The sequence below is a fragment of the Pantoea sp. X-Soil-ISGK-285 genome (assembly GCF_059730815.1).
This window is the reverse complement of the sequence record NZ_AP035938.1, coordinates 2919304-2931573: the sequence shown is the minus strand read 5'-3', so window position 1 is coordinate 2931573 and position 12270 is coordinate 2919304. Positions and strand designations below refer to the sequence as shown.

The following is a 12270-nucleotide window of genomic DNA, read 5'->3' as shown; positions in this document are numbered from 1 at the left end:
CGAGTCTGCACCCGCAACGCTCCCTGGTCTTGCAGCGGATTGCGCAGGGTTTGCAAAATCTTGCGCATTTTTACTCTCTGTCCCGATGTGCTCTGTTTTCTGTCCCACGCAATCCGTAAACTGGCACTCTGTTTATCTGAACTGATACCCCGATGAGTCGCTTCCAGACCTTTGACATGCTGCAACGACACAAAGCACAACTGCGCGATCAGGTGCAGCTTCACAGCGGCATTCAGCTGGCAGCCTGGTTTAATAGTGGCGATCGCGTGACAAACCTCAGCGACCATCACACGCTGAGCCTTTACGTGGCGGGCGGCTACGATACCTGGCATAAAACCCCGAATGGCTGGCGTAACGGTGGCGCACCGGACCGCTTCTGTCTGATGCCGGCAGGCACGGAATCAACCTGGGATCTGCGTGCCGATCTCGCCTTTGTTCATCTCTATTGCAGCGAGAACCAGCTGCGGCAACTGGCCGAACGGGTCTGGGACCGCAGTCCGGCGCAGTTAAACCTGCATGAGAAAATCTTCTCTGTTGATGACCGCATTACCCAGCTCTATCGACACTTTCTGCTGAGCAGCGACTGGCAACAGCCCGCCAGCCAGCTGACGCTGAGCAGCGCATCAACACTCTTGCTGACCCATCTGCTGCAGCACTACAGCGAAGTTAAGTGGCAACTGCCCCAGGTACGGGGTGGACTGGCTCCCGCTGTATTACGGCGGGTTCTGGAATTTATTGAAACCCATCTCGATCAGCCTTTAACCCTGTCTGTGCTGGCGCAGGAAGCGGCATTGAGTGAGTTTCACTTTGCCCGCATGTTCCGTCACACCACTGGCGAGGCACCACACCAGTTCGTGATGCGCCGTCGTATGGATCGTGCAAGGATGTTGCTTGAGCGGCCCGATCTTATGCTGACCGATATTGCCCTTCAGTGTGGTTACCACTCTTCAGCCCACTTCAGCCATCGTTTCCGGCAGGTTTATGGTATGACGCCCTCGGCGTGTCGTCGGGAAAGTCGATGAACTTCTTAGCGGCAACAGGCACATTAGCAGCGTATAACAGTGCCACAAATCATTAACATAACTTATTATAAAAACTAACCCGTTTGGGCTGGTTCTCGTTTTCACTTTCTGCCGCTATCCTGTAAAAAAAGCATGAACCGCACTTTTTAGCATTGGGTAATTTCTCTGCTCAATCCCGCAATGAACTATTCACTGAAACATTTTTTAGTCCCAGCTATCATGCGCCTCACAGCCGAAATCTTAAGAAAAATCTTATATATCAGATCAGTATAAGATATTTTCCGGCAAGATTACTTTGTTACATATGGTTACATATTATCATTTCCTTTAGCTGACCCACTATTTCTAAACTCGCGCCATGGGTGTTTATCTGAAAAATAAATTCAGGATTTACGCTCTTTCATCGCGTCATATCGCCAGTAAATGGAATGTACTCGCTTCTGACCGCAGGTCCTGCTTTTCATTGAATGTTTAATAGCAGGAATGTTTTATGGCAGGGTAAGCCATTCTTAATATTTGACACTGGCTGTGGCGGTTTCTATCACTCCATAGAACAGGGACAGCCATGTCTAACTCTTCCTTTCAGTCCGAAATACCCAAGGCACGTATCAATTTAAAACTTGATTTGCATACGGGCGGGGCGAGCAAGAAAACCGAACTCCCCCTGAAATTACTGGTGGCGGGCGACTTCAGTAATGGTCAGAAGTCCGCGCCACTCTCTGAACGCAAAAAAGTTAATCTGAACAAAAATAACTTTGACTCAGTACTTTCCGAATATTCCCCAAAAGTAAATCTCACCGTTAAAAACACGCTTGCCGGTGACGGTACCCGTGCGCAGCTTCAACTATGTTGAAGAAGTGAAAGGCCCGGATCACGACAAATACCTCTGGGCCAACGCATCCTTCGCCTTTGCATCCAACATGGTGCGCAGCTTTATCAATAACGGCTGGTGTGTGCAAATCCGTGGCCCGCAGGCCGGTGGTGCCGTTCAGGATCTGCCTATCCACCTGTATGACCTCGGCACCGGCAATCAGGTGAAAATCCCCTCTGAAGTGATGATCCCGGAAACCCGCGAATTTGAATTCGCCAACCTCGGCTTCATTCCGCTCTCCTACTACAAAAACCGCGACTACGCGTGCTTCTTCTCGGCGAACTCGACCCAGAAACCAGCCCTGTATGACACCGCAGATGCGACAGCCAACAGCCGCATCAATGCGCGTCTGCCGTACATCTTCCTGCTGTCGCGTATTGCCCACTACCTGAAGCTTATTCAGCGTGAAAACATCGGTACCACTAAGGACCGTCGTCTGCTGGAGCTTGAGCTGAACACCTGGGTTCGTAGTCTGGTGACTGAAATGACCGATCCGGGCGACGAGCTGCAGGCTTCTCACCCGCTGCGCGACGCGAAAGTGACGGTGGAGGATATCGAGGACAACCCAGGTTTCTTCCGTGTGAAGCTCTATGCCGTGCCGCACTTCCAGGTGGAAGGGATGGACGTCAATCTGTCGCTGGTTTCCCAGATGCCGAAAGCTAAATCCTGAGGCGAGGGGAAATCAGGGATGAAAATTTACCGCCCACTTTGGGAAGATGGGGCCGCTCTGGCCCCGCAACAGTTCCAGCAGCAGGCCCGTTGGAATGAACGTGTTGCAGACATGGTCGCCCGGATGGGTATTTCTCATCCCTGGGGCGTGGTTGCGGCAGAATTTGATGATGCAGTGCTTGCGCTCTCGCGCCTGAATGCCACACGTCTGGTGGTGCGCTTTCAGGACGGGACCCTTGTTGATACCGACCTGGCAGACACGCTTCCTCCGGTCTGTGATTTGTCTGTTGCCGCCGGCAGTGAGGCTGTTGACGTGGTTGTCGCGCTGCCACTGCTGAGTGCCGGCGGTGGCAACCTCGATAACGGTCAGGACAGTGAGCGGCCGCGCCGCTGGAAAGCGGAGCGTGTCGTCGTGCAGGAACTGGCCGGCCATGAAAGCGGGGAACTCGCGATCCTCCGTCATGCGCTGACCCTGCGTCTGTCCAGCCAGGAAAACACGGCATACCTGACCTGTCCGGTAGCCCGTCTGGTGCGTAATGCGCAGGGGCAGTGGAGCCGGGACCCGGCTTTTATCCCGCCGATGATGTCCGTTGCGGCCAGTCCGTGGCTTACTACCGAACTGAATGACCTGCTGGTGCGCCTGCAGGCACGCAGGAAGCGTTTGATGGCCATGCGCCGTGAAAGCAATGAGCGGATGGCCGACTTTGCGGTCGCCGATGTCTCCCTGTTCTGGCTGCTCAATGCCCTGAACAGCGCTGAACCCGTACTGACGGAATTGTTGCAGACCCCGTCTCGTCACCCGGAACTGCTGTACCGCGAACTGACCCGCCTGGCCGGCAGCCTGCTGACTTTCTCACTTGAGCACGACGCCGGGGATATTCCTGCTTATCAGCACGATGCACCGGAACGGGTATTTCCGCCGCTGCTGGCACTGCTCGACAAGCTTCTGGAAGCGAGCCTGCCGTCGCGGGTGGTGAGTATCCACCTGGAGCATCAGGATCAGATCTGGAAAGGTGCCCTGCACGATGCGCGCCTGCGCGAAGGGGCAGACTTCTATCTCTCCGTTCGATCCTCCATGCCGAATCATGAACTACAGACGAAATTCCCGCAGCTGTGTAAAGCGGGCAGCTTTGACGATGTGTCGGATGTGGTTAATGTGGCCCTGAGCGGGATGGTTATCAAGCCGCTGGCCCATGTTCCGGCCGCTATCCCTTTACGTCTTGAGAACCAGTATTTCTCGCTGGATCTGAGTACGGAGGCGGCACGGGCAATGCTTGAGATGGGCAGCTGCACCTTCTACACCCCGCGCTCACTGGGGGATGTAAATCTGGAACTCTTTGCGGTCCTGCGCTCATGAATAAATCCGAACTCAGCCAGATAGAACGTATTTTCTACCCGGGCTGGCTGATGGCCAGCCAGCTGCGGGGCGGTCAGGAAGTCCGGGACGGGGAAGGGCTTTATCGCCGTGCCTGCCGTCTGGTGCAGGAGGCGAAAACGGCGCTCACGGAGGCAGGTTACAGCGACATCAGCCGTGACCATATGGTGTATGCCCTGTGTGCATTGCTTGATGAGAGCGTGATGAATCGCGGAACCACTGATGATGGTTACCTGACGTGGCGTCGTGATCCGCTGCAGGCCCACTTCTTTGGTACCCTCAATGCCGGTGAGGAGCTGTGGGAACGGATCCGCAACCTGCTGAAAGAAACCGCCCCTGACGCCGCCGTTCTGACCTGCATGTACCGCACTTTGCAGCTGGGCTTTGTCGGTCAGTATCGCGCCCAGGATGATGAGCGTCGGGAAGATATCGTTCGTGCGCTCGCGGAACGGGTGCCGGCCTTCACGCTGACACAGGATGCCCCCATTGTTGCCCGGGTATCACGCCTGCGCAGCGGTCGTCGCTGGTACTGGATGACCTTGGTTGTGGCCGCTGTCGCCCTGGTGGCGCTGTGGTTCTTCCTTTCGTCTTCGCTTACCGAGCTGGTGAGCCAGACTGTCAGGCCGGAGTAAGCGATGCGGGATGCGTACCGAAGTCTGTTAACTGCCCTGGGTGCCGTACTGGCGCTGTGGCTCATTCTGGGATTCTGGCCACTGCCCACGGGCAGCCGCGTGGCGCTCAGTCTGCTGGTTGTTCTGGTGTCCGGGGTGATGTTCTGGCGTCAGCGTCGGGCCTCCGGGGCGCGGGCGACCGCTGTCCGGGAGATTGTGGATGAAAACCTGCCGCCGGAAGATTTTCAGGGGGCGGTGATCCTCGTCTGCGGCGACAACACCCCGCTGTTTGTGTCCGGTTTCCGTCACCGGGAAACCCGGCAGGGCTGGTATCTGTGGGTGAAGGATGCAGAACAGCTGCCACTCCTGGCACAGCACCTGAGCCTGGTGCGCCCGGCCCTGGCGTCGCAAATTTCCGTCATGCTGGCGGTGGTACCTGAACAGCACACCTCCGGTGATGATTTTACCCAGAATCTTCGGGGCTGGCAGCGGGCTGTCGTCCAGTGCCGTGCGGCATTTGGCACGATCCCCCCGCTGTGGACCGTGACCTGGGTATCGCCCCCAGTGGTCTGCGCGGAGGCCGAACCCGTCTGGTTTACCACAGTAAGCCAGCGAAGCGGTATTCAGGTGTATCAGCCCGGTCAGGGCAATGTTTCATTGACGGAGTGGACCCGGGAGAGTGGATCTGACGGGAGACTTTCTCGTCTGAGTCAGGGTCTGTGGCTGGACAGCCTGCTTGCCTGGCAGAACAGCGCGGTGAATGACCTGCTGTCGGTACGCCAGGGCGAGCTGCCGGTGATGAAGACTTGCGTACAGGGCATGTGCATGGTGCCGGTGAGCGGTATCGCGGGGAATCTCTGGCAACAGCACATTACTTCCGTGACGGCGCTGCCACCGGATGCCGTTGTGACGACAGAGCCACTGCCGCTGCCTGAGCTGCTGCTGCCAGCGTTACCGCGCCGACGCGGTGTCAGTCGCAGAATGGTGTTCTGGCGCTATGTCGGATTACTGGGCGGGATTTTCCTGGCCCTTGCCATGCTGGCGTCCTGGATGAACAACCAGCGTCTCATTCGTAATGTGGGCGATCACCTTGCGTTATATCACCAACTGGCTGATAAGCCTGCTGCCCCGAAACTGCGTGCGCAGCAGCGCCTGCGAGCCGATGGCGCATTGCTGGACGACTGGCAGCGTCGCGGGGAGCCACTGCGTTATCGCCTGGGGCTGTATCAGGGGCTGCGCCTGGTGCCGCCTGTTGAGGCTGCCATCAGTGACTGGGCCCCGCCGCCAGCGCGCGTTACTCAAACGCCTCTACCTGCAGCAGAACTGGGCTGAAATGCTGGAAACGGCCGACAGCACCTTTTCCCGCGGTGCCAACCACCTGTGGCTGGATTTACAGTGGTACATCCACCAGGCGCTGACGAAATCCGGCAAGGAAACGCTGGCCGACATTGTCGCGGCTGACCTGAAAGGGCTGCTGTCGCGCCTGACGCGCCCGTCAGTAGCCAGCTGCACCTGATGCTGACCAGAAGGCAGGCCGCTCTGTATATGCGCCTGCCCGGGCAGATCGACCGTATCCGGCTTGACGGGTATTTCTCACCGGGCGGGTTTGCCGAAGAGGATGGGCTGTGGCCGAAAGGCGACACCGCATTCAGTGGCTACCAGCTGCTGCTGGAGTATTTTACCTTCCGCAACAAGTTTATGTTTGTCCACCTCAACGGTCTGGACGACATTACGCCGCCTGCCGGGGCTGAGTACTTCGACATCGAAGTGGTCTTCAGCACGCCGTGGCCATCAGACCTGCCGGTCACCGATGATGCGGTTCGCCTCCACTGCGTGCCGGTGATTAACCTGTTTACGCTGGAGGCTGACCCTCTCACCATCACCGGGCTTGAAAGTGAGTACCTGCTGCGTCCTAAGCGGCTCCAGGACGGGCATACTGAGATTTATTCGGTGGATTCGGTTACCGGTTCAAACCGCACCAGTGATGCCGAATACGTGCCGTTCAGCAGCTTCCGCCACAAGGGCGGGATGATGCGCAGTCATGCGCCACCTCGCTATTACCACACCCGCGTTAAGCGGGGTGTCACCGGGCTGTATGACACCTGGCTGATTCTGGGCGGGCACCAGTGGGAAGATGACCGCCTGTTTGAGCGCGAAGCCGTATCGCTGCAAATCACCGGCACCAACGGTCAGTTACCGCGCCGGGCGCTTCAGAGCACGCTGCTCGACCGCAGTGAGCAGGTGGTCAGTACACCGCTTTCAGTACGCAACCTCTGTAAGCCCACGCTGCCGGTTTACCCGCCTGCGGAAGACCGTTTCCACTGGCGGGTATTGAGCCACCTCGGCTCCGGGTTTCTGAATATGATGAGTACTGCCGAAGTGCTGCGCGGGACGCTGGCACTTTATAACTGGCAGGAAGATGAACTGAATACCCGGCGTCTGGAGGCGATTCAGCAGGTGGAGCACCACCGCCTGCAACGTTTTGAGCAGGGCTACCTGCTGCGGGGGCTGGATATCGAAGTGACCCTCGACAGCAACGGCTTCACCGGCGAGGGCGATATTCACCTGTTTGGTGAAATGCTCAACCGGTTCTTTGCTCTGTATGCCGATATGAACCAGTTTAACCAGCTCACCCTCATTGTTCAGCCAGAAGGAAAATGCATCCGGTGGAAAGAGAATCACAGTCCGCGCCTGCCCGGCTGATAGCGCAACTGGGGGACCGGCTGCCATATATCAACTTTTACCGCTTCTGCCAGTTGCTGGAGCAGAACCAGCCGGACAAACCGGTTACGGGCAGTACCTGGCAGGTACGTCATGAACCGGTACGTTTTCGGCCACACCCGGGGATGGGTTTTCCGGCTTCAGAAATTAAAGGTATTGAGCAGTCTGAGCATTCGCATCTGCCGCCGACTGTGCGCATCACCTTTATGGGACTCTACGGCGTGGAGTCCCCGCTGCCGACGCACTATATCGATGACATTACCCAGCGACGGGAAGGGTATGAGGCCACCGCGGATTTCCTCGATATCTTCAACCACCGGCTGATTGCCCAGTACTACCGTATCTGGCGTAAATACTCATACCCGGCGACTTTCGAAGAAGGCGGTAAGGACAACACCTCGCAGTACCTGCTGGGACTTGCCGGGCTCGGGATTAACGGCTGCACGGACAGTATCGCGACTCCGGCTTCACGCTTTCTGGCACTGCTGCCGGTCATGTTGCTGCCGGGGCGTACCGCAGAAGGCATGGCCTCGCTGGTGCGCCTGCTGGCACCCAACACACAGGCGAAAATCTGGCACCACGATAAACGCCGCGCGCCGCTGAAAAAGCCCCTGACCATGAGCGTCAGCCAGCCCGTTATGCCGAAAAACGCTGTCTCTCACTGTTTGAGCAGAATGGTGTGGAGCTACAGACGCTGTCCTGGTACACGCTGGCCCGAACGCAACTGGCTGGTTTATTGGGGCTCAATGAAGGTCTGGCGATACTCGAGGCACTGATAAGCCATCAGTGGGGCGCACTCTGGCCGCAGCCTGTCCATGCCCGCATGAAAATCCTCAGCAGTCTGAGTCAGCGTTTACAGCAACTGATTCGCTCGCTCCCGCTAAATCACAGCGACCTCAGCCAGCTGTATCGGGCGGAGCAACAGCTTACCGCTCTGGGTGAGGTGCTGCAGGGCCTGGAGCTTAAGCATCTGAGCCAGCTCGATACGTTATGTACCTTGATGCACAACAGTGCTGCCAGGCTGGAACACAGCGATGGCATAACCAGCACCAGGCCGGACATTCAGCCAGGTATCAGGTTGCCTGCCACCGCGATGAATAGTGCCGCAGCATCCACGAGGGACCTTGCTGGTAGTCCGCCTGAAGATACGTCAGCAAGCGTAGTGAAGTGGGTTTATGCGGCGCTGCCGGAACACCAGGCGAATGCAGAAGCAATGGCGGCAATGCCCAATCAGGTAAAAAAATGGAAATTCTTCGCTGCCGGGATGTGTACCATGCTGGTGGTAAGCACAGTCACACTATGGAACTGGCAGTTTCTTAATCGGCCAGTCCCGTTGCAGACTCAGCTTGCAGCCTCACTGGCTCCATTGCCTGCATCTCTCACGCCTGAACAACTGGATATGTGGCGTCAGCAAGCTCCGTTACCACAGGTTTTAATAACACAAACACAGCAGCAGCTTGCCCGGCTGGGTAAATTGCCTCCTGACTGGAATATTGAATACAGTCGACAGTTGCTGGAACAGGTCCGGGTACTTTGGCCGGAGCAGGCTAAGCCACTAATCCAGCAGTGGCAGCAACAACTTAATGCTGCCGCATTGCCAACAGAACAGCTGAATGGCTGGTCTCAGGGAATGGCGACACTACAAAAACTGAGTGACAGGCTGAACGAACTGGATGTGCAGAAAGGAAAATACCTGACGGTCAGTGAGCTGAAGTCAGTCGTTTTTTCCGCTATGCAGTCCTTTAATCAACCCATACCGGCTGAAGAGCAGCTAAGGGTATTATCACAAAATCCAGCAGGCGAACCTTTGCCTGCGGCTGTCAGAGCTCAGCTGGAGATGCATCTGAAGCAACTGATTGCCCGTTATGCAGAAATAAAACAGGATTCATTAAAATAAAAAAGATATTTAAAGCACAGGTATCCAGCTAATAACCCAGACCTGGCAGGTCATAAGCACAACTCATTCACTGGTGTTGATGGATTTGCCTAAAGAACATAGCCAGGGCCGGCAGATGATTATTGATTCTGAGAAGAAAAAGGGCAAAGGGGGATAGCCGTCAGTAATGGCTTGTTATTGATTATTAATAGTTTTAATTGACTGGGCGGGTTTAAGTACAGGGCAGGTCTGGTGTCCCCTGCAGGAATCGAACCTGCAACTAGCCCTTAGGAGGGGCTCGTTATATCCATTTAACTAAGAGGACAGCGGCGCGCAGTATAGCGCAAACAGGCAGTGAGATTCACTATATCGCCGTCCGTTTGCTCATTCCGCCAGCAATCCCGGTTTTCTGCGCGCGCTAACGTTACGTGCAGAAAGCGGAAACAGCTGTACTGAAGTCCGGGATGTCATCCAGACTGAAGCGGCACCCCGACTCTAAAATCTTCACTCCCTCTTTGCAGCAGACACTTCCAGTAAACGTTTTTCAGTCGCCCGCCTGGCAAATCGCCTTCAGCAAACAGACCTGAAAAGTAGACAGAGCGGTTCAATCTGCTCTGTCTGCCCTGGATTTACTCAGCCTTTTCCTGCTCTTCACGCTTGCGACGTTTCTCCTGCTTCTTCTTCTCAGCCTTCGCTTTAGCCACGGCCGCTTCACTCATGTCGTTGCGGATCTGCGCGTGGCTGATCAGGGCAAAAATCAGCGTGCCGCCGGTAATGTTGCCGAGCAGCGTCGGCAGGGCAAACGGCCAGAAGAATTCATACCAGCTGATGCTGCCATTAAAGACCAGATAGAGCACTTCCACCGATCCCACCACGATATGCGCCAGATCGCCCAGCGCAACCAGCCAGGTCATCATCACAATCACCAGCAGTTTGGCGCCCCCCGCCGAGGGGAACATCCAGACCATGGTGGCGATAATCCAGCCGGAGATCACCGCATTGGCAAACATCTCGCCGGGCGTATTTTCCATCACCTTCATACTGATGTTGGTAAACGCCTGACGGGTAGCCTCGTCAAATATCGGCATCTCATTAAACGCCAGCGCACCCAGTGCCGTCCCGATCAGGTTACCCAGCAAGACGATGCCCCATAAACGTAATAGCAGAGCGCCATTACTCCAGGTCGGTTTGTGCATAACCGGCAGGACTGCCGTGACGGTATTTTCGGTAAACAGCTGCTGACGCGCCATGATGACGATAACAAAACCAAAGGTATAACCCAGGTTTTCAAGCAGGAATGCCCCTGGTACGCCATCCAGATGCACCTGAAATATCCCCTTCGCCATCAGCGAGGCGCCCATGGATAAGCCCGCCGCAATGGCTGACCAGAGCAGCGCCATACCATCGCGCTCCAGCTCCTTTTCCCCATCCTGGCGGATCTCTTCATGGATGGCAGCGGCGCGGGAGGGTAAAGCCTCCTCATCGACTTCGATGTCAGTGCCCTTATCCTTCTCTTCACTCTCGACGTCGTTAGGACCCTGTTCATTACCTGATGAAGGCTTCATATTTTCTCCTGGTGATAGTGCTGTCGCGTAATAAGCGTAGCCGTTTTTTATTTGCCGATAATGTAACGATTGATGCGAATAAGCGTAACAACGTTTTTCGGAACTGCATTTTTATTCAGACTGCGAGCGATACCGCACGAATAAACCCATGGCATCGAAACTGAGCGGTGGCTCACACTTCGGCCCACAGCAACATTGTGGTAATATCCCGGCCACTTTTAGCTGGTGCGATTCCCCCCTCGATGTTGGAAATCATTACGCTCACTTGTGCATACGACGAACGTGCGCTGTTCCGGCAGCTCTCATTTCGCGTCTCTGCAGGCGACATTGTGCAGATTGAAGGCCCCAATGGTGCCGGTAAGACCTCACTCCTGCGCCTGCTGGCTGGCCTGAGCCGTCCTGAACAGGGTGAAATACGCTGGCAGCAGCGGCCAATCCTGCGGCAGCGCGAAGCCTGGCATCAGGCGATGCTCTATCTGGGCCATCATCCCGGTGTCAAAGGCGTGCTTACACCGCTGGAAAATCTGCGTTTCTACCATCCTGATTGCAGTGATGCGCAGATCTTTGCTGCGCTGGAAAGCGTCGATCTCACGGGCGACGAAGAGGTGCCGGTTAGCCGGTTATCGGCGGGTCAGCAGCGTCGGGTAGCGCTGGCGCGGCTATGGCTCAGCCAGGCCCGCATATGGATTCTCGACGAGCCGCTGACCGCCATCGACAAAGCGGGTGTTAAAAAATTAATGGCGAAATTCGCCCGGCATGCCGATAACGGTGGCGCAGTGATCCTGACAACCCATCAGGATTTGCCCGCGGATGCTGCGCGGGTGCGTAAAATTCGCCTCGGCGACGGGGAGGAAGGCTGATGCTGTTTCGCCTCATCCAGCGTGAATTACGCATCGCCTTTCGCAGCGGGGCTGATGTGATCAATCCGCTCTGGTTTTTCCTGATTGTTATTACCCTGTTTCCGCTGGGCATCGGACCTGACCCGCAACAGCTGGCGCGCATTGCACCGGGCGTAGCCTGGGTTGCCGCGCTGCTGGCGTCGCTGCTGGCGCTGGAGCGGCTGTTTCGCGATGACTTCAGCGATGGCTCGCTGGAGCAACTGGTACTGCTGCCGACGCCGCTCCCGGTAACGGTTATCGGCAAAGTAGTGGCGCACTGGCTGGTCACAGGCGTGCCGCTGATAATCCTGTCGCCGCTGGCCGCGCTGCTGCTGTCACTGGATTTTAATGGCTGGCGGGCGATGGCCCTGACGCTGCTGCTCGGCACGCCAACCCTGAGTTTTCTCGGCGCGATTGGTGTAGGTCTCACGGTGGGTTTACGGCGCGGTGGCGTACTGCTTAGCCTGCTGGTGCTGCCGCTGGCTATTCCGGTCTTGATCTTCGCCAGTGCGGCGATGGAGGCGGCCAGTCAGGGGTTGCCGATTAATGGCTATCTGGCGATTCTCGGCGCGATGCTGCTGGGCAGCGCCACGCTCTCCCCGTTTGCTACGGCGGCAGCGCTAAGAATTACTTTGCAATAACAGCCGTTGAAATAACCGCGCGTAAAAGACGCGGCAACACT

Annotated in this window: 6 protein-coding genes, 1 tRNA gene and 7 pseudogenes; 12 read left to right on the top strand and 2 right to left on the bottom strand. The window is 56.5% G+C overall.

All coding sequences use genetic code 11. The features are described from left to right. Nucleotides 1–152: 152 nt before the first annotated feature. From AC6I8B_RS13815 to AC6I8B_RS13770, 10 genes and pseudogenes are all read left to right on the top strand, one after another. The gene (locus tag AC6I8B_RS13815; protein ID WP_157352715.1) at nt 153–1022 is read left to right on the top strand and encodes a helix-turn-helix domain-containing protein; all 870 of its coding nucleotides are present in this window, start codon (nt 153–155) and stop codon (nt 1020–1022) included. Between the two features lie 565 nt (nt 1023–1587). Beyond that, nucleotides 1588–1869, top strand: a pseudogene (locus tag AC6I8B_RS13810) (type VI secretion system contractile sheath small subunit); the annotation flags it as partial. Then, nucleotides 1838–2563, top strand: a pseudogene (gene tssC, locus AC6I8B_RS13805) (type VI secretion system contractile sheath large subunit); the annotation flags it as partial. The pseudogenes AC6I8B_RS13810 and tssC, both read left to right, overlap by 32 nt. An 18-nt stretch (nt 2564–2581) precedes the next feature. After that, nucleotides 2582–3919, top strand: a complete 1338-nt coding sequence (tssK, locus tag AC6I8B_RS13800) for a type VI secretion system baseplate subunit TssK (RefSeq protein WP_157352711.1) — start codon at nt 2582–2584, stop codon at nt 3917–3919. After that, nucleotides 3916–4569, top strand: coding sequence for a type VI secretion system protein TssL, short form (gene tssL, locus AC6I8B_RS13795; protein ID WP_157352709.1), 654 nt, complete (start codon nt 3916–3918; stop codon nt 4567–4569). The genes tssK and tssL overlap by 4 nt, the downstream gene beginning before the upstream one ends. A 3-nt stretch (nt 4570–4572) precedes the next feature. After that, nucleotides 4573–5835: pseudogene (locus AC6I8B_RS13790) on the top strand (OmpA family protein); the annotation flags it as partial. Then, nucleotides 5834–6037, top strand: a pseudogene (locus AC6I8B_RS13785) (type VI secretion system domain-containing protein); the annotation flags it as partial. The pseudogenes AC6I8B_RS13790 and AC6I8B_RS13785, both read left to right, overlap by 2 nt. Next, nucleotides 6034–7251, top strand: a pseudogene (gene tssF, locus AC6I8B_RS13780) (type VI secretion system baseplate subunit TssF); the annotation flags it as partial. The pseudogenes AC6I8B_RS13785 and tssF, both read left to right, overlap by 4 nt. Beyond that, a pseudogene (gene tssG, locus AC6I8B_RS13775) lies at nt 7206–7919 on the top strand (type VI secretion system baseplate subunit TssG); the annotation flags it as partial. The pseudogenes tssF and tssG, both read left to right, overlap by 46 nt. Further along, nucleotides 7907–9166: pseudogene (locus tag AC6I8B_RS13770) on the top strand (VasL domain-containing protein); the annotation flags it as partial. The pseudogenes tssG and AC6I8B_RS13770, both read left to right, overlap by 13 nt. 229 nt (nt 9167–9395) lie before the next feature. Here the strand turns inward: AC6I8B_RS13770 and AC6I8B_RS13765 are convergent. Further along, a tRNA-Arg gene (locus tag AC6I8B_RS13765) sits at nt 9396–9470 on the bottom strand. A gap of 304 nt (nt 9471–9774) precedes the next feature. Then, nucleotides 9775–10710 (bottom strand): formate/nitrite transporter family protein, encoded by a 936-nt coding sequence (locus tag AC6I8B_RS13760; RefSeq protein ID WP_157352694.1) that lies wholly within the window; start codon nt 10708–10710, stop codon nt 9775–9777. Between the two features lie 242 nt (nt 10711–10952). Here AC6I8B_RS13760 and ccmA point away from each other — a divergent pair, with 242 nt between their 5' ends. Together ccmA and ccmB are read left to right on the top strand one after the other, a co-directional pair. Then, a complete protein-coding gene (gene ccmA, locus AC6I8B_RS13755; RefSeq protein ID WP_033767505.1) occupies nt 10953–11570 on the top strand; it encodes a cytochrome c biogenesis heme-transporting ATPase CcmA in 618 nt (205 codons plus the stop codon). Continuing rightward, nucleotides 11570–12229: a heme exporter protein CcmB gene (ccmB, locus tag AC6I8B_RS13750; RefSeq protein ID WP_010257910.1), complete on the top strand. Its 660-nt coding sequence runs from the start codon at nt 11570–11572 to the stop codon at nt 12227–12229. The genes ccmA and ccmB overlap by 1 nt, the downstream gene beginning before the upstream one ends. The last annotated feature ends 41 nt before the right edge of the window (nt 12230–12270 follow it).

Excerpts from the sequence above, each read along its gene's own strand:
- AC6I8B_RS13815 (WP_157352715.1), top strand. The coding sequence starts at position 153 with ATGAGTCGCTTCCAGACCTTTGACATGCTGCAACGACACAAAGCACAA.
- tssK (WP_157352711.1), top strand. The coding sequence starts at position 2,582 with ATGAAAATTTACCGCCCACTTTGGGAAGATGGGGCCGCTCTGGCCCCG.
- tssL (WP_157352709.1), top strand. The coding sequence starts at position 3,916 with ATGAATAAATCCGAACTCAGCCAGATAGAACGTATTTTCTACCCGGGC.
- AC6I8B_RS13760 (WP_157352694.1), bottom strand. The coding sequence starts at position 10,710 with ATGAAGCCTTCATCAGGTAATGAACAGGGTCCTAACGACGTCGAGAGT.
- ccmA (WP_033767505.1), top strand. The coding sequence starts at position 10,953 with ATGTTGGAAATCATTACGCTCACTTGTGCATACGACGAACGTGCGCTG.
- ccmB (WP_010257910.1), top strand. The coding sequence starts at position 11,570 with ATGCTGTTTCGCCTCATCCAGCGTGAATTACGCATCGCCTTTCGCAGC.